Origin of the sequence: Cupriavidus pauculus (genome assembly GCF_003854935.1) — a bacterium.
Taxonomy (GTDB): domain Bacteria; phylum Pseudomonadota; class Gammaproteobacteria; order Burkholderiales; family Burkholderiaceae; genus Cupriavidus; species Cupriavidus pauculus_C.
Map to the genome: position 1 here is coordinate 164,440 of NZ_CP033970.1, position 25,859 is coordinate 190,298.

Genomic DNA, 25,859 nt, shown 5'->3' on the forward strand with positions numbered 1-25,859 from the left:
CCCCGATACGTCCAGCAACTGAGCGTGATCCGCAGCTCGGCCTGGCGCGGCTGACTAGCCCGGCCCGGCCGCGAAGCGCTGCACCAGCGCGGTCATCGCGCGCAGGCCCACGGGCTTTTCGAGCAAGAGGTCCGCGCCGGCGGCCCGGCAGTCACGCCGCAGCGCCTCGGTGATGCTGACGGTAATGACGACGATGCGCACGCGCGACCCTTGCGCCTGCGCCGCCTGCCGCACCGCGCGCACCAGCGCCAGGCCATCCATGCCGGGCAACCCGACGTCGGTCAGCAGCAGCGCCGCCCCGCCCTGCCGCCACGCGGCCCAGGCGTCGTCGCCACGCGCGCAGGCCACCACCTCGCAGCCGCCAATACGCAGCAGTTGCTCCTGCATCATCAGCAGATAGGCGGGATGGTCCTCGGCAATCACCACGCGCGGCAGCGGCGGCGGCGCGGCCGCGGGCGCGCCGGACGGGCTGGCATCGGCGGTAGAGACGAGCGTGGAAGCAGGTTGGACGACGTGCGAAGGCATGCCACGATTGTCGCGGCTGGCCTGGCCGCGCGGTGGCGGAAACGTCGGCAACTCAATGCGGAAATTTCCGCAACCGCGTGGCGTCCGCTTAACTTGAGATATTGCGGAGCGGCTGACCGTCGGCCCAGCGGCGCAGGTTGTCCAGGAAGATCTCCACCACGCGCGCCGCGTTGCCGTCCGAGAACCCGGCGCTGTGCGGCGTGGCGATGACGTTGGGCAGCGACCAGAGCGGCGACGTGGCCGGCAGCGGTTCATGCGCAAAGACGTCCAGGAACGCGCCGCCCAGGTGCTGCACGCGCAGCGCATCGATCAGCGCGGCTTCGTCGACCACCTCGCCGCGCGCCACGTTCACAAGCCGGGCGCCGGCGGGCAGCCGCTGCAGCGCCGCGCGGCTGACCAGCCCGCGCGTGACGTCGGTCAGCGGGCAGGCCAGGATCAGCCAGTCAGTGCGCGGCAGCACCGCGTCGAACTGGTCGAACGTCACGGTCTCGAAGCCGCCCGCCACCGGCGTGGCGCGTTGCCGGACCACGGTCACGCCCACGCCCAGTACATCGAGCACGGCGCCGATCTGCTGTCCGATCGGGCCCCAGCCCACGATGGTGGCGTGCTGGCCCTGCAGGTCGCGCGGCAGGCCGCTGCCGATCAGCGGCGCCCAGCGGCTGGCCCGCTGCGCGTCGATCAATTGCGGCAGGTGGCGCGCCAGTGCCAGCAGCCCGGCCAGCGCGGTCTGCGCCACGACGCCGGCGTTGGCCCCGGACGACGTGGTCACCGTCACGCCCCGCGCGCGGAGCTGGCCGTAGATCGCCCGGTCGGCACCGGCCGAGTGCGCGTGCGCCCAGCGCAGCGACGGCGCCTGCAGCATGGCCGTATAGAACCGCTGCGTGGCGGGCAGGATTTCGTGCTTGGTCGACAGCCCGGTCACGTCGCGCGACACGAACGCCAGATCGGCATCCACGGCGCGCGCATCGTCGACGTCCGGCACCACCACCGGCTGCCACGCGCGGCCCTGGCCCAGCGCGGCGTCGATGGCCGGCCGGTGCGCGTCGAGCGTGGCGGCCGACAGCAGAATCCGCAGGGGCGCGCTGGCCATGGCGCTCAATCGACCGTGGCGCCGGAGGCTTTCACCACGGCCTTCCACTTGACGTATTCCTTGCGCGTGAAGTCGCCGAACTGCTTCGCCGATCCGCCCACCGGGTCGGCGCCTTCGCGGATCATCTGCGCCTGCAGCGACGGCAGCGCCTCGTTGACGGCCTGGTTGACCTTGGTGATCACGTCCTGCGGGGTGCCCTTGGGCGCGAAGAAGCCGAACCACGAGCCGGCCTCGAAGCCGGGGTAGCCCTTTTCCGCCACGGTGGGCAGGTCGGGCAGCGAGCGCGACCGCTTGGCGCTGGACACTGCCAGCGCGCGCAGCTTGCCGGCCTGGATATGCGGCATCACCGACGGAATCGTCGCGAACATGAACTGGATGCGGCCCGACAGCAGGTCGTTCAGCGCATCGGCACCCTTGTACGGGATGTGCGTGGCTTGCGTGCCCATGCGCTCGGTCAGCATGTAGCCCGACAGGTGCGACGACGTGCCCACGCCCGTGGAGCTGTAGTTGAGCTTGCCGGGATTGGCCTTGGCGTAGGCAACGAACTCCTCGAACGTCTTGACCGGCAGCGACGGATGCACGACCAGCACGTTGGGCACGTCGGCAATCTGCACCACGGGCACCAGGTCGGTCAGCGGGTCGTAGTTGAGCTTCTTGTAGAGCGACTGGTTGATCGAGATCGGCCCCACCGAGTTCACCAGCAGCGTGTAGCCGTCGGCCGGCGCGCGCACCACGAACTCGGTGCCGATGTTGCCGCCGGCGCCAGGGCGGTTGTCCACCACGAACGACTGCTTGAAGCGCTGCGCCAGGATCTGGCTGACGCTGCGCGCGAGCATGTCGGTGGTGCCGCCGGCCGTGAAAGCCACGACCACGCGCACGGGCTTGGTCGGGTAGTCGTCGGCACGGGCCGGCTGGGCCAGCAGCGCGCCGGCCGCCAGCACGGCGGACAGCAGCCAGGGCGCGGCGGGCTGGGTCAGGGCGAATCGGTTCATGGTTGTCTCCGTTCCAGTCGTTGTTGTAGGTGTCGTCGTTGTGGGGCCGGGCTCCGGCCGTCAGTCGAAGCCGTAGAGCCGTGCCGGGTTCATCACCAGCACGCGCTGCCGCGCCGCCTCGTCGGGCAGCCAGCGCGCCAGCAGGTTGAACAGCACGCCGTCGTCGGGCATCTGCGCCGGATCGAAATAGTTGATGTGCGGCCAGTCCGAGCCCCAGACGATCTGCTCCGGGTTGGCGGCCAGCAGCGCGGCGACGAAGGCGTCCACGTCGCGGTACGGCGCGCCGGCCGGCTGCAGGCGGTCTGCGCCGGAGATCTTGGTCCATGCCACGCCATCGGCCAGCAGCGCGCACAGCGCCTGGAAGCCCGGATCGCCCACGCCGCGCGACGTGGCCATGCGGCCCATGTGGTCGACCACCAGCGACAGGCCCAGCGCGCGCAGGCGGGGCCCGAGCGTGACCAGGTCGGGCGCATGGATCCAGATCTGCGCGTGCCAGCCACGCGCCTTCAGGCGCGGCGCCAGCGCCTCCAGCACGTCGATGCCCACGCCGTTGCGGTACACCGCGTGGCCGTCGAGCTGGTACAGGTTGAAGCGCACGCCGCGCACGCCGGCGTCGTGCCAGGCGTCGAGCTGCGCATCGGTGGTATCGGCGGCCGGTACGGCGATGCCGCGCAGGCGGCTGGGGTACTGGCGCAGGGCGTCGGTCACCACGCTGTTGTCGGTGCCGCTGGCGCTGGCCGTGACCAGCACGCCGTGCGTAAGCCCCAGCGCATCGAGATGGGCGATGAAGGCGTCGGCGGGATGCTCGGCCGGCGTGTAGCTGCGGTCGTCGGCCAGCGGATAGCGCGCGAACGGGCCGAACACATGGGCGTGGCTGTCGCAGGCGCCCGGGGGCGCGCGGAACGCCGGCGGCGTGATATCGGCCAGCGGCGGCAGGCAGGGACGTGTCATGCCGGCGCTCCTATTCCGCGGCCTTCAGGCGGCCGGCCGTGGCCAGCGCCTGGGCGCGCGCATCTTCCTTCTGCAGCGACGCCAGCAGCTCCTGCGGCGTCGACCCCTGGGCCACGCTGCCCACGTTCTGGAGCCGGCTCCGGACGCTGCCCTCGGCCAGCGCCTTGCGCAGCGCCGCGTTGATCGTGTCGATGACCTTGGCCGGCGTGCCCGCCGGCGCCAGCAGGCCGGTGGCCGTGGTGGCCTCGAAGTTGGCCAGCCCCGCCTCGCGCAGCGTCTGCACCTTGGGCAGCGCGGCATCGCGCTCGCGCGACATCACGGCCAGCGCCCGCAGCGCGCCCGACTGGATATGCGGCGCGGAACTGGTGAGCTGGTCCACCACGAAGTCGATCTGCCCGCCCATCAGGTCCACCAGCGCCGGGGCCGAGCCCTTGTACGGCACCTGGTTGAAGCGGACCTTGGCGGCGTCTTCGAGCTGCAGCAACGCCATGTGGTTGGTGGTGCCCGGCCCGGCATGGCCGGCGGCCAGCTTGCCCGCGTTGGCGCGCGCGAAGGCCAGCAGCGCGTCGACATCCTTGAACCGGGTATCGCCACCCTTGACCACGATCACCAGCGCCGTCGTCGACACCAGCCCCACCGGCGCAAAGCTCGCCAGCTTGAAGTTGGTGCGGGTCATCTTGGGCAGCACCACCAACGCGTTGGGCGTGGTCACCAGCAGCGTGCTGCCATCGGGCTCCGCCCGCGCCACGGCCGACGCCCCGATCACGCCGCCGGCCCCGGGCCGGTTGTCGACAATCACGTTGCGGCCGAGCGTCTGCTCCAGCGCCGGCGCGATGGCGCGCGCCACCACGTCCAGGTTGCCACCGGGCGCGAACGGCACCACCAGCGTGACGGGCTTGTCCTGCGCACGGACATCAAGCACATAAGGGGCGGCGCCCAGCGCCAGCATCCGCGCCAGCATGGTTCTGCGGTTCATCGTGTCTCCTCCACACTCTGCAGGGTGTTTCTGATCTCGCTTGTTTTAAAGCTCCCCTCTCCCGCCTGCGGGAGAGGGGTTGGGGGAGAGGGCCAGCAGTTCAAATTGCGACGTTGGTCGGCAAGCAGAACCTCCACGCCCTCTCCCCCGGCCCCTCTCCCACTTTGCGGGAGAGGGGAGAAAACCAGCGGCATTGCGTTTGCCAGCGGCTTTTTTTGCTCCCCTCTCCCGCCTGCGGGAGAGGGGTTGGGGGAGAGGGCCAGCGGCTCACATTGCGACGTTGGTCGGCAAGCAGAACGTCCACGCCCTCTCCCCCGGCCCCTCTCCCGCTTTGCGGGAGAGGGGAGAAAACCAGCGGCATTGCGTCTGCCAGCCCGCCGCCGTTACTCCCGATACCCCGGATCGATGCGATCCAGCTTGCGCAGCAGCGCGGGCCATTCCATCAGTCCGTACGGGCGGCGGGTGCCGGGCTGGTAGTTGTTCCAGGTTTCCTCCAGCACGTTGGCGGGCACCTGCTGGAGCGGTGTGTTGCACGACATGGCGGCCACCTGCGAGCGGCAGGCCAGTTCCAGGCGGTGCATCCAGTTGAAGGCTTCGCCGACCGAGTTGCCCACGGTCAGCGCGCCGTGGTTGCGCAGGATCAGCGCCTCGCCGCGGCCCAGGTCGGCGATCAGGGATTCCTGCTCGGCGGTGTCCAGCACCACGCCCTGGTAGTCGTGGTAGCCGATCTTCAGGAAGCGCATGGCGGTCTGGGTGATCGGCAGCAGGCCGCATGCCAGCGACGACACGGCCATCGAGGCCCAGCTGTGGGTGTGGATTACGCACGCCACTTCGGGCCGGGCGTGGTGGACGGCGCTGTGGATCACGTAGCCGGCCTTGTTGATGCCGTAGTCCAGCGCGCCGAAATCGGGCTTGGACAGGATCTTGCCGTCGTGGTCCACCTTGATCAGGCAGGACGCCGTGATCTCCTCGTACATCATGCCGTACGGGTTGATCAGGAAGGCGTTGTCCTCGTCGGGCACGCGCACGGAGATGTGGTTGGCCATCATGTCGGCCATGCCATAGAGCTCGACCAGCCGGTAGCACGCGGCCAGGTCCACGCGCGCCTGCCATTCCGCCTCGCTGCATTGGCCGCGCATCGACGGGATGTTCAGCACACCGGGTTTCGTCATGATGGGTCTCCTTTGGGGATTTCGGTTTTCTTTTGCGATGCGGTTCAGTCCGCGCCCAGCGCGAGATCGCTGGGCCGGCGTTTTTCGATGTGGTACTTGAGCAGGGCCGCGCTGCGGAAGATGCCATGCGCGAACTTGCCGTAGGGCAGCGTCAGGAACAGCGCCATGACGATGCCCAGGTGCACGGCCAGCAGCGACGCCATCGCGCCCGTGTCGCGCAGCGCCAGCAGCGCCAGGCCGCTGGCGCTGGTCAGGAACAGCAGCGCGATGAAGCCGCGGTCCATTGGCTTCTGCTTCGTGTCCATGGTGCGCTCGTCGCGGCGCAGGTTCAGCCACAGCAGCCCGGCCGGGCCGATCAGCAGCCCGATGCCCCCCGCGATGCCCAGCAGCACCGGCACGCTCGTCACCGGGTACGGCGCGTGCAGGTCAAGCAGGTAGTGGTACAGCGTGGCCACGGCGGTAGCCGCGAAGCACAGCATGAAGCCGTAGAACGTGAAGTGGTGGAAGCGCCGGCGCAGCAGCGTGAAGGCGTCGTCATCGTTGTTGCAGCCCTTGCCGTGGCCGCCGTCCAGGTACTTGAGCTTCAGCGCGTCGTGCGCGGCCCCGCCCACGGCGGCGCCCCGTGCGTCGCCGCTGCGCTCGCCGGGCGTGACGCGGCGCCAGAAGCGCGTGACGCCGATGCCCAGCGCCACCACGGCGAACAGGAACACCGCGCCAAACATCGCCGCCAGCAGGTTGTGCGGAAAGATCGCGTAGAAGTTGCCGGCCAGCGGTTCATGCCACAGCGTGCCGCGCATGGCCAGCACCATCAGCAGGAACAGCGCCAGCCCGCCGGCCAGCGCCAGCGCCATGGTCGTGCCGGCGCGCCGGTACAGCCCGCCCAGCGCCGCCGGGAACGCATAGTCGCCGTACGTCTGCACGCGCACCTTGGCCATGGCCTGGGGGATGTTCACCGCAAACTCGTGCGGCGGCGCGTACTGGCATGCGTGGTAGCAGGCGCCGCAGTTGTGGCACAGGTTGGCCAGGTAGTGGATGTCCGCCTTCGGAAACTCCAGCCGGCGCGTCATGGCCGGAAACACGGCGCAGAAGCCCTCGCAGTAGCGGCACGCGTTGCAGATCTGCAGCGTGCGGGCCACCTCGGCCTCGTCGGTGGTCAATGGCAGCGCGCCGTTGGCCAGCGCCGCCGCCTCGCGCGTCAGCGTTTCAAGATGTTGCATGTTCCTTTTCCTTCGATAGCCGCGATGCGTGCGGCGCCAGGGCGGCCATGCGGGCCGCGGCCAGCGCCGCCTGCGTGCCGGCGATGCGCCCGAACGCCGTGCCGATGGCCATGCCCACGCCGGCCGTGTAGCCCTTGCCCAGCACGTTGCCGGCCATCATCTCGCCGGCCACGTACAGGTTCGGGCTCGGCTGCCCGCCGAAATGCACGGCCGATGCCTCGTTGACCTTGAGCCCCAGGTACGTGAACGTGATGCCGGGCCGCAGCGCGTAGCCGTAGAACGGCGCCGTGTCGATCGGCCGCGCCCAGTGGGTCTTGGCCGGGGACACGCCCTCGGTGTGGCAGTCGTCCAGCACCGTGTGGTCGAACGTGCCGACGCGGCAGGCGGCGTTGTAGTCGCCGATGGTGCGCAGAAACGTGGCTTCGTCCAGCCCGAGCTTGCGCGCCAGTTCGGGCAGCGTGTCGGCCTTCACGCCGGGGAACACCGGCGGCATGAAGCGGCCCACGGCCTTGGCGTCGATGATCGAATAGCCGATCTGCTGCGGCTGCTGGGCCACCAGGCGGCCCCAGATCGCGTAGCGCTTGGGCCAGAAGTCCTCGCCCTCGTCGTAGAAGCGCTCGGCGTTGGCGTTCAGCACCACGCCCAGCGACACGCAGTCGATCCGCGTGCAGATGCCGCCGTCGTACAGCGGCGCGCGCGCGTCGATGGCCACGCAGTGGGACTGGGACGGTTCGCCGATGGCGTCCGCGCCCGCGTCGATCATGTATTTGAGCAGCACGCCCATGTTGAAGCGCGTGCCACGGATCAGGAAGTTGTCGGCCGGCCATTCGCCGCGCTCGTTCTGGCCCCAGGCGTCGCGCAGCCATTCGCGGTTCGACTCGAAGCCGCCGGCGGCCAGCACGCAGGCGCGCGCCTCGATGCGCTCGGCGCCGATGCGCGCCGCCACGAAGCGGTCGCCGTCCAGCTCGATTGCATCGACCGGCGCGTTGTAGCGGATCTGCACGCCAAGCTGCTCGGCGCTGCGGTAGTACGCGTTGACCAGCGCCTTGCCGCCGCCCATGAAGAACGCGTTGGTGCGCGCCACGTGCAGCGCGCCAGACAGCGGCGGCTGGAAGTTCACGCCGTGGCGGCGCATCCAGTCGCGGCATGTGGACGACGCCCGGATCGCCAGCCGCGCCAGCGTCTCGTTGGTCAGGCCGCCGGTCACCTTGAGCAGGTCCTGCCAGTATTCCTCTTCGGGATAGGCGTCGATCAGCACGTCCTGCGGCGCGTCATGCATGCAGCGCAGGTTGCGGGTATGGGACGAATTGCCGCCGCGCCATTCGCGCGGGGCGGCTTCCAGCAGCATCACGCTGGCACCGGCCTCGCGGGCCATCAGCGCGGCGCAGAGCGCGGCATTGCCGCCGCCGATCACAAGGACATCGATCATGCGCGGCAGCCCTGCCGGCGGGTGGGGGGAGTGGGAATGGACACGACAATGCCTTCTGTAGTCTGTCCGGCACTCTATCGGCCGTGCGGAACGCTGCTAAGCCCCGGCCCGGCATGGGGGTATCACGATTCGTGATGACCCCGGGCCGCCACCCGCCCCGGCGCGGTCAGCCGCCGCTGTTGGGCACCTTGCCGCGCGTGTGGGCGGCGCGCAGGAAATCGAAGTCGACGCCCTGGTCGGCCTGGTTCACGGCGCTCAGGAACAGCTTGCGATAGCCGCGCTCGGCCGTCGGTTCCACCACGGGCCGCTCGGCCGCGCGCCGCGCCAGTTCGGCGTCACTGACGTCCAGGTGCAGCGTGCGGCTGGCCACGGACAGGCTGATGCGGTCGCCATCGCGCACGTGGGCCAGCGGGCCGCCCACGGCAGCCTCGGGCGTCACATGCAGCACGATGGTGCCAAATGCCGTGCCGCTCATGCGGCCGTCCGATATCCGTACGATGTCCTTGACGCCGGCCCGCGCCAGCTTGCGCGGAATCGGGATATAGCCGGCCTCGGGCATGCCGGGCGCACCCTTGGGACCGATGCGCTTGAGCACGAGGATGTCGTCGGCCGTGACGTCCAGGTCGTCGCGGTCGATGCGGTTGGCCAGATCCTCGGCGTCCTCGAACACCACGGCGCGCCCGGCGTGCTCCATGAGCCGGGGGTCAGCCGCCGACTGCTTGATGATGGCCCCGCCCGGCGCCAGGTTGCCGCGCAGCACCGCGATGCCGCCCTGCGGATAGATCGGGTGGGCGCGCGGGCGCACCACGTCCTGGGCAAAGCCGGGCCCGGCCCGCTCGATTTCCTCGCCCAGCGTGCGCCCGGTCACGGTCAGCGCGTCCAGGTGCAGCAGCGGCTTCAGCTCGCGCAGCAGCGTGGCCATGCCGCCCGCGTGGTGAAAATCCTCCATGTAGTGGTCGCCGGACGGCTTCAGGTCCAGCAGCACCGGCGTATCGCGGCCCATGCGGTCCAGCGCGGCCAGGTCGATGTCGTAGCCCATGCGGCCGGCGATGGCGGCCAGGTGCACGATGCCGTTGGTGGACCCGCCAATCGCCAGCAGCACGCGCATGGCGTTCTCGAATGCGGCCGGCGTCAGGATGCGGTCGATGGTCAGCCGTTCGCGGGCCATGCGCACGGCCTGCTCGCCGGTCTGCTCGGCCACGCGGATGCGGTCGGCCGTCACGGCCGGGGGCGACGCGCCGCCGGGCACCGTCATGCCCAGCGCCTCGGCAATGCAGGCCATCGTGCTGGCCGTGCCCATGACCGAGCACGTGCCCACGCTGGCCACAAGCTGGTTGTTCACGTCGGCAATCTCGTCAGCGTCGATCTCCTCCGCGCGAAAGCGCCCCCAGTAGCGCCGGCAGTCGGTGCAGGCGCCCACGCGCTCGCCGCGGTGCGAGCCGGTCAGCATCGAGCCGGTAATCAGCTGGATGGCCGGGATGCCGGCCGACGCGGCGCCCATCAGCTGCGCGGGCACGGTCTTGTCGCAGCCGCCGATCAACACCACCGCGTCCATCGGCTGCGCGCGGATCATCTCCTCGGTGTCCATCGACATGAGGTTGCGCAGGTACATGCTGGTGGGCGCGGAAAAGCTCTCGTGGACCGAGATCGTCGGGAAGTCCATCGGCAGGCCGCCGGCCAGCATGATGCCGCGCCGTACCGCGTCGATCAGCTGCGGCATGTTGCCGTGGCACGGGTTGTAGGCGCTGCCGGTGTTGACGATGCCGACCACGGGGCGGTCCAGCGCCGCGTCGGTGTAGCCGGCGCCCTTGATAAACGCCTTGCGCAGGAACAGCGAGAATCCACGGTCCCCGTAGTGGGTCAGGCCCTTGGAGATCCCGGTGGCGGCGGCTTCCGGGGCGATGTCATGGCGCGGGGCGCCGTCGGGGTGCTGGTCTTCGCTGGACATGAGGCTTCCTGCTGGCGGTTGCGGGAGCCGCGCGGCGTGTCGCGCCTGGCGTCCCCGAGCATAGCGGAATGGGCGGCCGCGCGCCCGCTGGCCGGCAGCCCTAGCCTTCCAGCAGCCTGGCGCCGTGCCACTCGCCCGAGCGCACCAGCCCGCGCGCCGTGTCACCCAGCACCACGCGCAGCGCCAGCGCGGCCGGCGACAGTTCGTCGTCGGACAGGCTGCACAGCAGGTTGCGCCGGCCGACCTGCGGATCGTCGATCTGGGCCAGGTGGAAGCGCGTCTCGGCGTCCGGATAGCGGCCGACCGCCGCCCACGGCTGCAGCGTGGCGCCAAAGCCCATGTCGACGGCATCCATCAGCATGGCCAGCGAATCGACCTCCTGCACCACGTGCGGCGTGACCTTGGCGCGCGCGAACGCGGCGTCCAGCGTGCTGCGCAGCCCATGCACGCCGCTGGGCATGATCAGCGGCACGCCGGCCAGGTCCGCCATCGTGCGCTGCGCGGGCGGATCGGCGCGGCCCTGCGGCAGGCTGCGGCGCGACTGGATCAGGAACAGCGTTTCCTCCAGCAGCGGCAGCACGGTCCAGCGCCGGGCCGCGTGCGTGCCGAACAGCACGGCCAGGTCAAGCTGCCGCGCGTTGAGCATGGCCGTCAGGTGGCCGGAGAGACTTTCGACGATATGCAGCCGGACGTCGGGATACCGCTCGCGCATCGCGCGGATCAGCGGCACGCCGATCACCGACGCCGTGGTCGGCGCCAGCCCCACGCTCACCGCGCCGGACAGCCGCGCCTGGTGCGCGGCCCGGCGGGCCTGCTCGGCATGGCGCAGCGTGAGCTGCGCTTCGTGGAAGAACGCCAGGCCGGCCTCGGTGGGCGTCACGCCCTGCGGCGTGCGGCGCAGCAGGCGGGTGGCCAGCTCGCTTTCCAGCCGGCTGATCTGCTGGCTCACGGCCGACTGGACCATGTCCAGTTCCAGCGCGGCCCGGCTCATGCTGCCCAGTTCGACCACCCGGACAAAATACTGAAGCTGGCGCAATTCCATCTGGCTCCCCCGGCTGGCCGGCCCGCCCGCGCCAGCGGGGGTCGGCTCCCATGTTCCCGGGTCTTATACCAGATACGGGCGCGCCGCGGCGCCCGGGAGACAACCATCGGCCAACTCACCCCCCCGCCACCTTTACCAACCCCTCCGCGCGGAACATCGCCTTGATGCCCCGCACGGCCTGGCGGATGCGGGATTCGTTTTCGATCAGCGCGAAGCGGACGTACTCGTCGCCGAAGTCGCTGAAGCCGATGCCCGGGGACACCGACACCTTGGCCTTGGCCAGCAACTGTTTCGAGAATTCCAGCGACCCCAGCGCGCGGTACGGCTCGGGAATCCGCGCCCAGATGTACATCGACGCCTTCGGGATATCGACCGGCCAGCCTGCCTCGATCAGGCCGCGCGCCAGCACGTCGCGCCGCGCCTGGTACTGCGCGGCAATCTCCTTCACGCATTGCTGGTCGCCTTCCAGCGCGGCGATGGCCGCCACCTGCAGCGGCGTGAACGTGCCGTAGTCGTGGTAGCTCTTGATGCGGGTCAGCGCGGCCACGAGGTCCGGGTTGCCGACCATGAAGCCGATGCGCCAGCCCGCCATGTTGTAGCTCTTGGACAGCGTGAAGAATTCCACGGCGATGTCCTTGGCGCCCGGCACCTGCATGATCGACGGCGCCTTCCAGCCGTCGAACACGATGTCGGCGTAGGCCAGGTCGTGCACCACGAAGATGTCGTGCTTGCGTGCCAGTGCGATCACGCGCTCGAAGAAGTCCAGCTCCACGCATGCCGCCGTCGGGTTCGACGGAAAGCCCAGCACGATCATCTTGGGCTTGGGGTAGCTGCCGCGGATGGCGCGCTCCAGCTCGGCGAAGAAGTCGATGTCCGGCGTCAGCGGCACCGAGCGGATATCGGCCCCGGCGATGACCGCGCCGTAGATGTGGATCGGGTAGCTCGGATCGGGCACCAGCACGGTGTCGCCCCGGTCCAGCGTGGCCAGCATCAGGTGCGCCAGCCCTTCCTTCGACCCGATCGTGACGATCGCCTCGCGGTCGGGGTCGATCTCCACGTCGTAGCGGTCGCGGTACCAGTGCGAGATGGCGCGGCGCAGGCGCGGGATGCCCTTGGACGCCGAATAGCCATGCGTGTCCGGCCGCTGCGCGGCGTCGACGAGCTTGGCCACGATATGCGGCGGCGTGGCCCCGTCGGGGTTGCCCATGCTCATGTCGATGATGTCCTCGCCACGGCGGCGGGCGGCCATCTTGAGCTCGGCGGTGATGTTGAAGACGTAGGGGGGAAGGCGATCGATGCGCGCAAAGCGGCGCTTGCCGGATTCGGCAGTCATGGAGGAGTCCTTTACGTAAGCGCCCGGAACCGTCCGAGCGACGTCGTGGCCGTTGTCTCGGCCACTGGGGACTGATCATAGCCAGCCGCGCGCGATCGCACAACTGGCCGTCGCCACAAAAATCAGAACATGCCGCCCGGCGGGCTGGTGGGACGGTCCGCCGGCAGGTGGCGCACGATGCAGTCCAGCGCGTCGGCGTTGGCCTTGCTGCCCCCGAACGTGGCGGCGATGGCGTCGCGGTACTGCGGCACGGTGATGCGGTTGTAGTAGAGCCGCGACGTCTGGTCCAGCCAGTAGACGTAGTTGCTGTCGCTGTCGTCCGATCCGCTGCGCAGCCATTCGCCCAGCGGCTGGCTGCCCAGGCGCGTATTGGCGCAGACGTCCTGCACCTTGTCCAGATAGCTGTTGAGGCCGCGCGCCTCGTAGTTGCGGAACGAATCGGGCGCGCAGGCGGCCAGTCCGATCGAGGCTGTCAGGGCGGCGAGCAACAGGGGCAGACGTGGCATGGCGGGGTCCGTGGCAATGGGCGTGCTGGCAGTGTAGCCGCGCCGCACGCCCGCGCAAACCATACTTTGGGTTCAGTCGTCCAGCGTCTCGTGGACGGCCGCGTTGCCACGCTTCCAGTAGGCCGACGCGCGGATGCGCGTCTTGTGGATGCCGCGCTCGTTCACCAGGTGCTGGCGCACCTCGCGCATCGCGGCGGCCTCGCCGGCGGCCCAGACGTAGCCCTCGCCCTGCGGCAGCGTCAGCCAGCGCAGCGTGGGGGTGAGCTGGCTGCCTTCCGGCACGTCGCCGCCCTGCGCATCGCGGTGGGCATCGCGGAAGATCCAGTGCACCTCGGCGTGCGGGCCGGTGGCCAGCGGGATGCGCGCCGACGCGTCGGCCACCTCGGCCACGACAATCACGCGCGCATCGGGCCCCAGTTCCTCGATGCGGCGGCCGATGGCAGGCAGCGCGGTGTCGTCGCCGATCAGCAGGTGCCAGTCGAACCCGTGCGGAATCACGAACGACCCGCGCGGGCCGCCCACGCCCAGGGTCTGCCCCGGCCGGGCCTGCGCCGCCCACGTGGACGCCGGGCCATCGCCATGCAGCACGAACTCGATGTCGAGCTCGCGCGCGGCGTTGTCATAGCGGCGCGGCGTGTAGTCGCGCGCCTGGGGCCGGGGCTGGCCCTCGGGGAACACGATGCCGTCGGGGCCTACCTCGGGCAACACCGGCTGGTCGGTGCCCGGCGCGGGAAAGAAGACCTTGATGTGGTCGTCGAACGATGCGGACACGAAGTCGGCCAGGTCGTCGCCGCCCAGCGTCACGCGCAGCAGCTGCGGCGACACCTGGCGCGTGCGCAGCACCTGCAGCCGGCGCATCTTCAGCGGATGGCGCACGCGCTGCACGGTCAGGTCGCGGTTATCGCTCATGGTCAACCCCCCGGCTGGCTGGCGCCGCGTTCGATCTCGTCGACGGCGCGTTCGAGGATGGCGGCGATGCGGCGCTGCTCGTCGGCCGGCGCGCCGCTGCGCATCATCAGCATCTGCTTGAGCCGCGCGCGGGCCTGCACCAGTTCCGGCGTCCAGCCGCCTTCTTCCACGTCGCGCTGGGGCTGGCCGCTCATGGCGCGGCGCATGAAGTCCATCTTGCGCGCCACGTGCTGCAGGCGCGCCACCATCTGCTCCAGGCGGGCGCGGTGCTGGTCCAGGTAGGCGCGGCCGGCCTGGGATAGCTGGTAGCGCTTCTTGTTGCCTTCCAGGTCGACGGTGGCATAGCCCACGTCCTCCAGGAACGTCAGCGCCGGGTAGACCACGCCCGGGCTGGGCTTGTAGAAGCCGCCGGTGCGCGTCTCCAGCGCCTTGATCAGCTCGTAGCCGTGCGACGGCTTTTCGTCGAGCAGCGACAGCAGAAGCAGTTGCAGGTCCTCGGCGCTGAACTTGCGGCCCCGGCGCAGGTTGTCGCCGTCAAAGCCGTCGTCGCCGCCGAAGTCGCCCCCGCCGCCGCCCGACCAGAAGCCGCCCCGCCCCATCGCCGCCATCATCATCCGGCCCATGCCGTGGTGGAAGGGATGGCCGTGGCCGTGAGCGTGGCCGTGGTGGCCCCGGTGTCCGAAAAGATGTCGCATCGTGCACTCCGTGATGTCGTAAGACGTATCGTAAGATATATATCGTACGATATAAAGTCAAGGACGGATTTCGCGCTGCCAACTGGGCCGGACAACCGCGCGGAGTTCCTGTCACAATGCAAGCCACCCCGGCCCCCGCCGGCGGCCAAAGACCCGACACGACCACGACGGAGACAGCCCATGACCAGGCAGGTGGAGTTTTTCTTCGATTTCGGCAGCCCCTATTCGTATCTCGCCTACAAGGAACTGCCGCGCGTGGCGGCCCGCACGGGCGCCACGATCGTCTGGCGGCCGATGCTGCTGGGCGGGGTGTTCAAGGCGACGGGCAACCATAGCCCGATGGAGATCGAGGCCAAGCGCCAGTGGTCCGATGGCGACCTGGCCTGCTGGGCGCGCCGCTACGGCGTGCCGTTCCGGCACAACCCGCACTTCCCGGTCAACACGCTGGCGCTGATGCGCGGCGCGGTGGGCTACCAGCGCAAGGGCGACGCCGACTTCCAGCGCTACGTGGACGCCATCTACACGGCGATGTGGGAAGCCGGCCGCAACCTCAACGATCCGAACGAGATTGGCAAGGTGCTGGCCGAGGCCGGGCTGGACGCGCGCGAGGCGCTGGCAATGCTGGACGACCCCGAGGTCAAGGCCGAACTGAAACGCGCGACGGAAGACGCCGTGGCGCGCGGCATCTTCGGCGCACCGAGCTTTATCGTCGACGGCCAGCTTTACTGGGGCAACGACCGGCTGCTGTTCGTCGAGGAACAGCTCGCCGGCTGAATGCACGGCCCAGGGGTCAGGCCAGCCGGAACGTCGCCACGGCGGCGGCTAGCTGGTTGGCCTGGGCTTCGAGCGAATCGGCGGCGGCCGCCGCCTGCTCCACCAGCGCGGCATTCTGCTGGTTGACCTGCTCCATCTGCGACACGGCCTCGCTGACCTGCGTGATGCCGCTGGACTGCTCGATCGACGCCGCCGAGATCTCGCTCACGGTATCGGCCAGCCGCTTCACGGCCGCCACGATTTCCTCGATGGTGCTGCCGGCCTGCTCCACCTGCTGGCTGCCGGCGTCCACCTTGTCGACCGACGAGTCGATCAGCCCCTTGATCTCCTTGGCGGCATTGGCGCTGCGCTGCGCCAGGCTGCGCACCTCGCCGGCCACCACGGCAAACCCGCGGCCCTGCTCGCCGGCCCGCGCGGCCTCCACGGCGGCGTTCAGCGCCAGGATATTGGTCTGAAACGCAATGCCGTCGATCACGCCGATGATGTCGACGATCTTCTGCGAACTGCTGTTGATCTCGCTCATCGTATGCACGACGCCGCGCACCACCTCGCCACCGCGCGCGGCCAGGTCTGCCGCGTTGCGGGCCAGCGTGCTGGCATGCGTGGCGCTCTCGGCGTTGCTGCCAACGGTGGAGGTCAGCTCCTCCATGCTGGCGGCGGTCTGCTCCAGCGCCGACGACTGCTCCTCGGTACGCGACGACAGGTCCGTGTTGCCGGCGGCAATCTCGCGCGCGCCGGTGGTCACCGCATCAGAGCCCGCGCGCACCTTGGCCACGGTCTGCGTCAGCCCAGCCTGCATGCGGGACACCGCATCGAGCAACTGGCCGATCTCGTTGCGGCCCGCGCGCGGCACGTCGATGGTCAGGTCGCCGTCGGCCACGCGCATGATCAGGTCGCGCGCCAGATACAGCGGCGTCACCACCAGCTTGCGCAGCGCCAGGTGCACCGCGACGATCAGCGCGGCCGACATCGCCAGCCCCACGCAGACCAGCGCGATCACCCGGTTCAGGCGCGCGCGCCCTTCGGCCATCGCATCGTCGTTGAGCTTGGTGGCGAACTGCTGAAAGCGCTCCACGCCGGCCGAGTACCTGGCGCCGGACGCCGTGATGTCCTTGTCGTTGATGGCGGCGTAGGCGTCGGGATCGCCCTTGCGCAGCGCGTCCAGGCCCCGCTGCACCACGTCCATGTGGGCGCGGCCGGCGGCGACGATGTCGTCGCGGGTGGCGGCATCCTGCTCCGGAAAGGCCGGCGCCTTCTCGAACGCATCCAGCTCGTCCTTCGACTTGCCGATCGACTTCTGCGCGCTGGCCAGCGCGTCGTCGTTGGCGTGCCCGCTGGCCTTGGCCGAGCTGTACGCGCGCGTCAGCGCGGAGCGCGCGCGCGTCATGTCCTTGTAGGCGTCGTTGAGCAGCAGCGCGCGCGACGCAATCACGTGGATACGTTCCGCGGCGTCGCTGCTGGCGCTGAGCTGGCTCACGCCAAGCACCGCGCCGAATACGATCATCAGGCCGAAAATCACAAGCGTCGCCAGCAGGCCGTGGCGAATACTGAGGTTGTTCATCAAGGGGGCTCTACACGTATGGATTCAGCCCGCCTTAACGTCGCACCACCCTGAAAGCTTGAGACGCGCGCCGCCCGGCGTTTGCGCTACATCAAATCAAAGGACCACCATGCGGCGCTGACGCCACATGACCGCCACCGGCTGGGGCTAGACGTAGGCAATCAGCCGTCCGGCGCAGATCACCAGTGTCCACGTCACCAGCGACAGCACCGCGCACGCGCGTGCCAGCGGGGGCGGCGCGCGGCGCGTCTCCCAGCCCGCGCCGGCGTGCAGCTGGCGATACGGCCCGGCGTGGAACCACGCCGCGTTGGCCACCCCGAACGCGATCAGCCCCAGCTTGACCAGAAAGGCGCGGTTGGCGACCAGTTCATCGGCATGCGCCACGAACAGCAGCGCGCCACTGGCCAGGATGACGAGGAAGCCGACCACCGACGCGGGCAGCGCGTGCCGCAGCAGCAGCGACACCGGCAACTGGCGGCCCAGCCCGGCGAGCCGCAGGTCCACCACGACGATCGATCCAAACAGCAGCGCCATGCCGGCCAGGTGCAGGATCTCGCAGGCGGGGTACGCCCATGGCGACGCCCGCAGCCATACCGCGAACGGCGCCGCCGCCAACTGGGCGGCCCAGCCATCGAGCCAGCCCATCGGTCAGCGCAGCTCCACGGTCTGGCCGCCGTCGAACGTGATGCGCTCCACGCGCATTTCGTCGGCCTTTTCCTTGCTGGCGTAGCCGACCATGGTCACCTGCTGGCCGACGGCCACCTTTTCCGCCGTGGCCCCGCGCGACGTCATGCGCGACACCGGCGCCAGCACCGCGAACCAGCGCTTGCCCTGCGCGTCGACGCGGATCGTGGCGTGGGGGTTCTCGTAATGGGCTTCGACAATCTTGCCGGTCACGGTGAGCGGCTTGGTCTCGTCGTAGGTGGACCAGCCGTGGTGGGCCAGCGCCGGCGCGGCGGCCAGCGCAACGGCGGCCGTAGCGGCCAGCGCGATACGGGAAACGAGGGGACGCAGGGCGAACATGTCGGACTCCTGGAGCGTGGATATGGGGGCGCGGATGGGCTGGCGGGCAGCGCAACCGCCGCAAGGGACACCCCACCCATCGTAGATGACCGGGGCCGGCCCGCCAAGCCGAGGCATCCCGCACGCCGTGTTACGCTGTGGCCGCCTGTCAACGGTCATCTCCCACGCAACTCCCGCCATGTCCACCGCCTTCGATCTGCCGCCGGCCGCACGCCCGGGCCAACCCGCCGACACCATCGACACCCCGTCGCTCGTACTGGACCTCGACGCCTTCGAGCGCAACGTGGACCGCATGCAGCGCGCCGCCAACCGGGCGCGCGTCAAGCTGCGGCCGCACGCCAAGGCGCACAAGTGCCCCGATATCTCGCTGGCGCAGATCAAGCGCGGCGCGGTGGGCATCTGCTGCCAGAAGATCAGCGAGGCGATTCCGTTCGCGCGCGCGGGCGTGCGGGACATCCACATCAGCAACGAACTGGCCGGGCCGGCCAAGGCGGCGATGCTGGCCCAACTGGCCCTGCGTGCGCACGTCAGCGTCTGCGTGGACGACATGGCGCAGATCGACATCCTGGCCAAGGCCGCCGAAGCGGTCGGCACCCGGTTCGACGTCTTCATCGAGGTCAACGTCGGCCAGGGGCGCTGCGGCGTGACCGACCCGGCCGCGATGCTGCCGCTGGTGGACCGCATCACGCGGCTTCATCCGCTGTCGCTGTGCGGCCTGCAGGCATACCACGGCGGCATCCAGCACCTGCGCGGCTGGCAGGAACGGCGTGCCGGCGCGGCGCGCGCGGCGGATCGCACCGGCGCGTTCGTGGCCCGGCTGGAGGCGGCCGGCGCGCGCAACATGGTGATTACCGGCGGCGGCAGCGGCAGCGTGGAGTTCGACCTGCAGAGCGGCGTCTACACCGAGATCCAGCCCGGCTCGTACGTGTTCATGGACGCCGACTATGGCGCCAACGAGTACCTGACCGACGAGCGCCCGGCGTCGACGAACTGCGAGCACAGCCTGTTCATCGCCAGCGCGGTGATGAGCGTGGCGGCCGGGGACCGCGTGGTGGTGGATGCCGGCCTGAAGTCGATGGCCGTGGATTCGGGGCTGCCGTGGATCTGGGCCAACGGCGCGCGCTCGGAGACGCTGGAATACGTGGCGGCCAACGACGAGCACGGGATCATCGCGCCCAGGCTGGCCAGCCGCGTGCGCGACCTGCCCGCGCTGGGCAGCCGCGTGATGCTGGTGCCGGGCCATTGCGACCCGACGCTGAACCTCTACGACGAGATCATCGGCGTGCGCGACGGCGTGGTGGAATGCGTGTGGCCGGTGGCGGCGCGGGGCCTGAGCCGCTGAGCGGCCCGGGCGTCAGGCGAACTGGGCCACCAGTTCGTTGAGGTCGGCCGGCACCCAGGCGGTGCCCGACCATTTTTCGAAATGCAGATCCGAGAGCGGAATCGCCGACAGCGTGCCGACCCAGTCGGTCGGCGCGGCGCCGCAGCGCAGGCCGCTGGCGACCATCGTCATGGCCTCGGGCACGTCGATGTCGGCCACGCGCGTCACCGTGGGCCACGGCAGCAGCCGCAGGTCCTGCTCGGGCAGCCCGAACCGGTACAGCCCGAAGCGCGCATGCAGCGCGGCGCGCGACAGCGACTGGCGCGCGGCGCTCAGCCCATCGTCGCGGGTGGCGGACGGGTCCCACTGCTGGTTACGGGAGAACCACAGGATGCCGTCGCCGGATCGCGGCGCACTCGCGTGCCCCACGGCCGGCATCAGTTGACCTGAGCGGGCAATGGCGACAAGCGGTGTGCCGACCGTGTAGTGCCAGACGAATCCGTTTTCCTGTTCCATGTGAAGCTCCTGCAAACGCGCATCGATCCGCCTCTACTCTGGTGGCGGCCTGCCCCGTTTACAAGCAAGGTCACGGCCTGTTGCGACCGCAACAAAAATAGCGCAATCCGGGTCTATTGCCCGGTGGCGACCCTGCAGCCCTTGTGGGGCCTGGGTCTGCCGAAAATGCAGCGGCGCCGCGGGGGCGCGGCGCCAGCGTGGATCTGAGCGAAACGTCTAAAACCTTAGCACACGGCGTGGTGCGACGCAGCACGAATTGCATGCCAGATGCACGTTTCGGCATCGCAAAAAGCACTTGCGCCGCAAGTCTTTCGTATCCTGCCCATGTATGCAATGTCTGTACATGGACCACAAAATCCGCGAATGCCGGCATCGGAAATCTTGATGCGCATGTCACCGGGGTGACCTCCGGGCTGCTTACGCTGCGGTCCGTTCCTCCCCACGAGCCAACAGACCATGACCCAAGCCATCCGACACCTTGCCAGGCGCAGCCCCCCGGGCCTGCTGGCCGCCGTGCTGCTCTGCGCGGCGCTGGCCGCCTGCGGCGGCGACAGCGACAGCCCGGCCACGCCCGGCACACCCGGCACGCCCAATACGCCGGGCAACCCCGGCACCGGTGCCAGCACCCCCGAAGTCAAGCCGCAGATGAAGTGCGCGCCCTGAGGGCCCGCCCCACGACCGTACGTCCGCCCTTTCGCGCATCCGACCACTCAGGCATTCCGACATGACTTCCAGCAGCCGACGCAATTTTCTCAAGATGGCCGGCGGCAGCGCCGCGGCCACCGCCGCGCTTGCCGCGTTCCCGCCCGCCATCCGCCGCGCCCTGGCCATCCCGGCCAACAACGCCACCAAATCGATCCGCGACGTCGAATACGTCGTGGTGCTGATGCAGGAAAACCGCTCGTTCGACAACTACTTCGGCACCATGGCCGGCGTGCGCGGCTTTGGCGACCGCATCACGATCCCGCTGCCCGGCGGCCGCAACGTGTTCCAGCAGACCTACGCCAACGGCAACGTCAACCGCGTGGTGCTGCCCTATCACCTGGACCAGACCGCCGGCAACGCCCAGCGCGTGAACGGCACGCCGCACAGCCAGCCCGACGCGCAGGCCGCGTGGGACCTGGGCCGCATGAGCGCCTGGCCCACCGCCAAGCAGACCCAGTCGATGGGCTACTACACCGAGCAGGAACTGGGCTTCCAGTTCGCGCTGGCCAACGCGTTCACGATCTGCGACGCCTACCACTGCAGCTTCCACGGCGGCACCAACACCAACCGCCTGTTCCACTGGACCGGCACCAACGACCCGGCCGGCACGCACGGCGGCCCGGTCATCGACAACCGCGGCGATTCGCTGGACGCCACCGGCATCAACTACACCTGGACGACCTACCCGGAGCGCCTGCAGGCCGCCGGCGTGAGCTGGAAGGTCTACCAGAACATGCCGGACAACTTCACCGACAACCCGCTGGCCGGCTTCCAGCAGTACCGCGCCGCCAACGCCGCGCGCGGCAATGCCGCCAACGGCTCGCCGTACCCGCCGTACACCCCGGCCGACGACACCGCCAACCCGCTGTTCAAGGGCATCGCCAACACCATGCCCGACGGCGGCTTCCTGCAGGCGCTGCGCGACGACATTGCCGCCGGCACGCTGCCGCAGGTGTCGTGGATCGTGGCGCCGGCCACGTATTCGGAGCACCCGGGGCCGTCGAGCCCCGTGCAGGGCGCGTGGTACACCCAGCAGGTGCTGGACGCGCTGACGGCCAATCCGGACATCTGGAGCCGCACCGTCCTGCTGATCAACTTCGACGAGAACGACGGCTTCTTCGACCACGTGCCGCCGCCGTGCGCACCGGCGCTGGACGCCGCGGGCCTGCCGGTGGGCCATACGACGATGAACGCCGACACCGAGTACTACAGCGTGGACAAGACGCCGTTCGGCCCGGGCCCGCGCGTGCCGATGTACGTGGTGTCGCCGTGGAGCCGCGGCGGCTGGGTCAACTCGCAGGTGTTCGACCACACGTCGGTGCTGCGCTTCCTGGAGCAGCGCTTTGGCGTGGCGGAGACCAACATCAGCGCCTATCGCCGCGCCATCATGGGCGACCTGATGAGCGCGTTCGACTTCGTCAACCCGAACGGCAACTTCACGCTCGGCGTCACGCCGCTGACCAAGGCCGGCGCCGACGCCGCGCGCACCGACCAGGACGCCAAGCCGCAGATCGCCGCGCCGACCGTGCTGGCGCAGACCATGCCGAAGCAGGCCAGCGGCACGCGCCCGTCGCGCGCGCTGCCCTACTCGCTGCACACCAGCGGCCTGGAGGAGCCGTTGACCAATACGTTCCGGCTGCACTTCAGGAACGACGGCCAGCAGGCAGCCGTGTTCCACGTCTACGACCGCCTGCACCTGGGCAACGTGCCGCGCCGCTATGCGATCGAAGCCGGCAAGGAGCACATCGCCACGATCGACGTCAGCGCCAGCGGCGGCCGCTACAACTTCTGGGTGCTGGGCCCGAACGGCTACCACCGCGCATTCGTGGGCGACATCACCGCCCAGAAGGCCGCCGGCGGCGGCGCCGCGCCGGAGATCCGCGTCTGCTACGACGAGGCCAACGCCGCCGTCTGGCTCACGCTGTTGAACCGGGGCTCCGCGCCGTGCACGTTCACGGTCAAGCCGAACGCCTATCGCCAGGACGGCCCGTGGACCTTCGAAGTGCCCGCCGGCGGGGACCACGACCAGCACTGGCCCGTGGCGGCGCAAGGCAACTGGTACGACTTCACGGTCACCACCCAGCAGGGCGGCTTCAGCCGCCGCTTCGCCGGCCGGCTGGAGAACGGCAAGCACACCACGTCGGATCCGGCGATGGGCGGTTGATCCACCCCGGCTTGTCTGCTCCCCTCTCCCGCCTGCGGGAGAGGGGCTGGGGGTGAGGGCCGGCCGCTCAATATGCGGACACGGTCGGCAAGCAGACCCTCCCCGCCCTCACCCCCGACCCCTCTCCCGCGCGCGGGAGAGGGGAGCAAACCCTCGCCCGCCCCCTTCGTCACCCTGTCACATTTCCGCCTTATAGTCCGCGACCATTGCCTTTGGTCTATCGGATACCCCCATGCTTGGCGACCTGCTGACGACGTTCTACGAGGTGGCGCGACAGGGCAGCATCACCACGGCCGCGCGGCAGTTGCGCGTGAGCCAGCCCACGGTCACCGGTCGCATCCGCCAGCTTGAAGAGCTGTATGGGGTGGAGCTGTTCCATCGCCGCGCCAGCCGGGTGGACCTGAGCGACGTGGGCGTGGCGCTGATGCCGCTGGCCGAGCAGATCATGCAGCAGGAAAGCAATGCCGACTTCCTGCTGCGCAACGCGGGCAACCTGCGGTTCGGCAACCTGCGCATCGGGGCCACCGGGCCGTACTACATCCTGCGCAGCGTGGCGGCGTTCCGCCAGCGCTATCCGGCCATCGAGATCAGCATCGAGATCGGCAATTCCAAGCAGATGATCGACGCGCTCTACGAATACCGGATCGATGCCGCGGTCTCGTCGCACGCGCTCGACGACGACCGCCTGCACCGCGTGACGCTGGCCGCCGACCCGATGGTGCTGGTGGTGCATCCCGTGCATCCGCTGGCGCGCCGGCCGCGCGTGGAGGTGTCCGAACTGGCCGCCTGCCACCTGCTGGTGCGCGAGCAGGGGTCGATGACCCGCGAGGCCACCGAGGCGTCGCTGCGGGCCGCCGGCGCGGGCATGCCGTCGCATACCGTGATCGGCAGCCGCGAGGCCATCTGCGAGGCGATCCGCCACAACCTTGGCGCCAGCGTGATGCCGGTGGGCGAGGTGCCGCACGACCCGGCGCTGGTGGCCGTGCCATTCGCCAGCGAGGCGCCGGTGATCCACGAATACCTGTACTGCCTGGCCGGCCGCCGCCATACGCGGCTGGTGGGCGCCCTGCTGGACTGCCTGGTGGCGCCGCTCGATGCCGCCGGGCCGCGTTGCGAGGCGCCGCCCCCAGCGCCTATATTGAACTGACCCGCCCCCGCACCCCGCCGATGACCGGTCAGGCCCCCCACGGTTTTCCAGAATACGATCAGCTCCTGACGCTGCTGGAGCTGGGCGAGCCCTGGTTCGACACCCGCAGCGCGTGCCAGGTGAGCGTGGCCGACCGCACGCTCGACGTCCACGTGGCCAGCCTTGGCACCCGCGCGCCCGACGCGCCGGCCATCGGCATCTTCGGCGGCATCCACGGGCTGGAGCGCATCGGCACCCAGCTCGTGCTGGACTACCTGCGCTCGCTGCTGTGCCGGATGAGCTGGGACGAACTGCTGCACCGCCAGCTCGAAACGGTGCGGCTGGTGTTCATGCCGATCGTCAATCCGGGCGGCATGTACCTGGCCACGCGCGCCAATCCCAACGGGGTGGACCTGATGCGCAATGCGCCGCAGAATGCCGATGCCCCGGTGCCGTTCCTGGCCGGCGGCCAGCGCATCGGCAAGTGGCTGCCGTGGTATCGCGGCCGCGCCGGATCGCCGATGGAAGCCGAAAGCCAGGCGCTGCTGCACGTGGTGGAACAGGAACTGCTGCCCCGGCCGCTCAGTTTCGCGGTCGATTGCCATTCCGGCTACGGCTGGCGCGACAGCATCTGGTTCCCCTACGCGCGCACGCACGCGCCGATGCCGCACCTGCCCGAGATGTATCTGCTCAAGACCATGTTCGAACAGGCCCACCCCCACCACGGCTACGCCTTCGAGCCGCAGAGCCACCAGTACCTGCTGCACGGCGACCTGTGGGACTTTGCCTACGACCGCACGCCGCCGGCCAACCTGTTCCTGCCGATGACGCTGGAACTGGGCTCGTGGCTCTGGATCAAGAAAAACCCGCGCCAGTTGTTCTCGCGCGCCGGCATCTTCAATCCGATCAAGGCCCACCGCACCGCGCGCGTGCTGCGCCGCCACGTGAGCCTGTTCGACTTCCTGGGCCGCGTGGCCGTGGCGCCCGAGCGCTGGCTGCCGCACGGCCAGCACCGGCAACTGCTGCTGGACCAGGCGCGCGCGCACTGGCAGAACGGCAAGACGGCGCCATGAACGGCTGGATCTTCCTGCGCGGGCTAACGCGCGAATCGCGCCACTGGGGCGCCCTGCCCGAGCGCTGGACCGCCCACGGCCTGCCGCCGCCGCTGATGATCGACCTGCCCGGCAATGGCAACGCCCGCCACCTGCCCGTGCCGGCCACCGTGCGCGGCATGACCGAGGCCGTGCGCGGCGCGGCGCGGGCGTCGCAGTGGCCGGGGCCGTGGCACATCCTGGCGATGTCGCTTGGCGCGATGGTGGCCACCGACTGGGCGCAGGCGTGGCCGGGCGAAGTGGCCGGGCTGGTGCTGGTCAACACCAGCATGCGTCCGTTCAGCCGGGCCACCGAGCGGCTGCGGCCGCGCAACTGGGCCGCCATCGCCGGCATGGTTCGCCACTGGCACGACCGGCCGCGCTGCGAGCGCACGATCCATCGGCTGACCTGCGAACGGCTGGATACGCGCGACGCCGACCTGGCGCGCTGGGTCGAAATCGGCCAGACCGCGCCGGTCACGCGGGACGCGGCCTGGCGCCAGCTGATGGCCGCCGCACGCTTCCGGGCCCAGCCGGCGGCGCCGGCGTGTCCGACGCTGATCGTGTCGTCCGACGCCGACCGGCTGGTCAATCCGTCCTGCTCGGCCCGGCTTGCCGATGCCTGGCGCGCGGCGCGGCACGTGCGCCATCCGTGGGCGGGCCATGACCTGCCGCACGACGATCCGGAATGGTTGTGTGAAACGGTGGGGGCCTGGGTGGCCGAGGGGTCGCGGCGTCCGCCATAAGCAATAGGCGCCGGATCAAACAAAACGGCCGCCTGGTGCGGCGGCCG

The 25,859-nt window shown here is 69.9% G+C and carries 25 protein-coding genes; 7 read left to right on the forward strand and 18 right to left on the reverse strand.

What is annotated here, in order from left to right:
* Positions 1-54 precede the first annotated feature (54 nt).
* From EHF44_RS18950 to EHF44_RS19015, 14 genes are all read right to left on the reverse strand, one after another.
* Complete coding sequence (locus EHF44_RS18950) at positions 55-525, reverse strand: response regulator (protein WP_124685290.1); 471 nt, start codon at positions 523-525, stop codon at positions 55-57.
* An 88-nt stretch (positions 526-613) separates the two neighbouring features.
* Positions 614-1,615, reverse strand: a complete 1,002-nt coding sequence (locus EHF44_RS18955) for a D-2-hydroxyacid dehydrogenase (RefSeq protein WP_124685291.1) — start codon at positions 1,613-1,615, stop codon at positions 614-616.
* A 5-nt stretch (positions 1,616-1,620) separates the two neighbouring features.
* On the reverse strand, positions 1,621-2,607 hold the full coding sequence (locus EHF44_RS18960; protein WP_124685292.1) for a Bug family tripartite tricarboxylate transporter substrate binding protein: 987 nt from the start codon (positions 2,605-2,607) through the stop codon (positions 1,621-1,623).
* A gap of 60 nt (positions 2,608-2,667) precedes the next feature.
* Positions 2,668-3,558 (reverse strand): amidohydrolase family protein, encoded by an 891-nt coding sequence (locus EHF44_RS18965; RefSeq protein WP_124685293.1) that lies wholly within the window; start codon positions 3,556-3,558, stop codon positions 2,668-2,670.
* A gap of 10 nt (positions 3,559-3,568) precedes the next feature.
* Positions 3,569-4,534, reverse strand: coding sequence for a tripartite tricarboxylate transporter substrate binding protein (locus tag EHF44_RS18970; protein ID WP_253700246.1), 966 nt, complete (start codon positions 4,532-4,534; stop codon positions 3,569-3,571).
* Between the two features lie 383 nt (positions 4,535-4,917).
* Entirely contained in the window at positions 4,918-5,706 is a 789-nt protein-coding gene (locus tag EHF44_RS18975; RefSeq protein ID WP_124685294.1) for a class II aldolase/adducin family protein, read from the reverse strand.
* A 44-nt stretch (positions 5,707-5,750) separates the two neighbouring features.
* On the reverse strand, positions 5,751-6,923 hold the full coding sequence (tcuB, locus tag EHF44_RS18980) for a tricarballylate utilization 4Fe-4S protein TcuB (RefSeq protein WP_124685295.1): 1,173 nt from the start codon (positions 6,921-6,923) through the stop codon (positions 5,751-5,753).
* The gene (gene tcuA / locus EHF44_RS18985; RefSeq protein ID WP_124685296.1) at positions 6,910-8,352 is read right to left on the reverse strand and encodes an FAD-dependent tricarballylate dehydrogenase TcuA; all 1,443 of its coding nucleotides are present in this window, start codon (positions 8,350-8,352) and stop codon (positions 6,910-6,912) included. Before tcuA ends, tcuB begins: the two co-directional genes overlap by 14 nt.
* Positions 8,353-8,518: 166 nt before the next feature.
* Positions 8,519-10,300, reverse strand: coding sequence for an IlvD/Edd family dehydratase (locus tag EHF44_RS18990; protein WP_124685297.1), 1,782 nt, complete (start codon positions 10,298-10,300; stop codon positions 8,519-8,521).
* A gap of 100 nt (positions 10,301-10,400) precedes the next feature.
* Positions 10,401-11,342, reverse strand: coding sequence for a LysR family transcriptional regulator (locus EHF44_RS18995; RefSeq protein ID WP_124685298.1), 942 nt, complete (start codon positions 11,340-11,342; stop codon positions 10,401-10,403).
* A 115-nt stretch (positions 11,343-11,457) separates the two neighbouring features.
* Positions 11,458-12,675: an alanine transaminase gene (gene alaC, locus EHF44_RS19000; RefSeq protein WP_124685299.1), complete on the reverse strand. Its 1,218-nt coding sequence runs from the start codon at positions 12,673-12,675 to the stop codon at positions 11,458-11,460.
* A 122-nt stretch (positions 12,676-12,797) separates the two neighbouring features.
* Entirely contained in the window at positions 12,798-13,181 is a 384-nt protein-coding gene (locus tag EHF44_RS19005) for a hypothetical protein (RefSeq protein ID WP_124685300.1), read from the reverse strand.
* 72 nt (positions 13,182-13,253) lie between these two features.
* The gene (locus EHF44_RS19010; RefSeq protein WP_124685301.1) at positions 13,254-14,090 is read right to left on the reverse strand and encodes a siderophore-interacting protein; all 837 of its coding nucleotides are present in this window, start codon (positions 14,088-14,090) and stop codon (positions 13,254-13,256) included.
* 2 nt (positions 14,091-14,092) lie between these two features.
* Positions 14,093-14,785 carry a PadR family transcriptional regulator gene (locus EHF44_RS19015; protein ID WP_124685302.1) on the reverse strand — a complete coding sequence of 231 codons (693 nt, stop codon included), beginning with the start codon at positions 14,783-14,785 and terminating at the stop codon, positions 14,093-14,095.
* Between the two features lie 180 nt (positions 14,786-14,965).
* On the opposite strand from EHF44_RS19015, the gene EHF44_RS19020 reads away from it, so the two are divergent.
* Positions 14,966-15,559 (forward strand): 2-hydroxychromene-2-carboxylate isomerase, encoded by a 594-nt coding sequence (locus EHF44_RS19020; RefSeq protein WP_124685303.1) that lies wholly within the window; start codon positions 14,966-14,968, stop codon positions 15,557-15,559.
* Between the two features lie 16 nt (positions 15,560-15,575).
* Here EHF44_RS19020 and EHF44_RS19025 read toward each other — a convergent pair whose 3' ends face one another.
* From EHF44_RS19025 to EHF44_RS19035, 3 genes are all read right to left on the reverse strand, one after another.
* Positions 15,576-17,120: a methyl-accepting chemotaxis protein gene (locus EHF44_RS19025; RefSeq protein WP_124685304.1), complete on the reverse strand. Its 1,545-nt coding sequence runs from the start codon at positions 17,118-17,120 to the stop codon at positions 15,576-15,578.
* 147 nt (positions 17,121-17,267) lie between these two features.
* On the reverse strand, positions 17,268-17,765 hold the full coding sequence (locus EHF44_RS19030) for a DUF6644 family protein (RefSeq protein WP_124685305.1): 498 nt from the start codon (positions 17,763-17,765) through the stop codon (positions 17,268-17,270).
* 3 nt (positions 17,766-17,768) lie between these two features.
* Entirely contained in the window at positions 17,769-18,143 is a 375-nt protein-coding gene (locus EHF44_RS19035) for a DUF6152 family protein (protein ID WP_124685306.1), read from the reverse strand.
* 178 nt (positions 18,144-18,321) lie between these two features.
* On the opposite strand from EHF44_RS19035, the gene EHF44_RS19040 reads away from it, so the two are divergent.
* A complete protein-coding gene (locus tag EHF44_RS19040; protein WP_124685307.1) occupies positions 18,322-19,485 on the forward strand; it encodes a DSD1 family PLP-dependent enzyme in 1,164 nt (387 codons plus the stop codon).
* A gap of 12 nt (positions 19,486-19,497) precedes the next feature.
* Here EHF44_RS19040 and EHF44_RS19045 read toward each other — a convergent pair whose 3' ends face one another.
* The gene (locus EHF44_RS19045; protein ID WP_124685308.1) at positions 19,498-19,980 is read right to left on the reverse strand and encodes a hypothetical protein; all 483 of its coding nucleotides are present in this window, start codon (positions 19,978-19,980) and stop codon (positions 19,498-19,500) included.
* A 456-nt stretch (positions 19,981-20,436) separates the two neighbouring features.
* Between EHF44_RS19045 and EHF44_RS19050 the strand changes: the two genes are divergently transcribed.
* From EHF44_RS19050 to EHF44_RS19070, 5 genes are all read left to right on the forward strand, one after another.
* Positions 20,437-20,643 (forward strand): hypothetical protein, encoded by a 207-nt coding sequence (locus EHF44_RS19050; protein WP_124685309.1) that lies wholly within the window; start codon positions 20,437-20,439, stop codon positions 20,641-20,643.
* Between the two features lie 61 nt (positions 20,644-20,704).
* On the forward strand, positions 20,705-22,849 hold the full coding sequence (locus EHF44_RS19055; RefSeq protein ID WP_124685310.1) for a phosphocholine-specific phospholipase C: 2,145 nt from the start codon (positions 20,705-20,707) through the stop codon (positions 22,847-22,849).
* Positions 22,850-23,081: 232 nt separating this feature from the next.
* Positions 23,082-23,996: a LysR substrate-binding domain-containing protein gene (locus tag EHF44_RS19060; protein ID WP_124685311.1), complete on the forward strand. Its 915-nt coding sequence runs from the start codon at positions 23,082-23,084 to the stop codon at positions 23,994-23,996.
* A gap of 20 nt (positions 23,997-24,016) precedes the next feature.
* The gene (locus tag EHF44_RS19065) at positions 24,017-25,048 is read left to right on the forward strand and encodes a M14 family zinc carboxypeptidase (protein WP_124685312.1); all 1,032 of its coding nucleotides are present in this window, start codon (positions 24,017-24,019) and stop codon (positions 25,046-25,048) included.
* Entirely contained in the window at positions 25,045-25,812 is a 768-nt protein-coding gene (locus EHF44_RS19070) for an alpha/beta fold hydrolase (RefSeq protein ID WP_124685313.1), read from the forward strand. The genes EHF44_RS19065 and EHF44_RS19070 overlap by 4 nt, the downstream gene beginning before the upstream one ends.
* Positions 25,813-25,859: the final 47 nt, after the last annotated feature.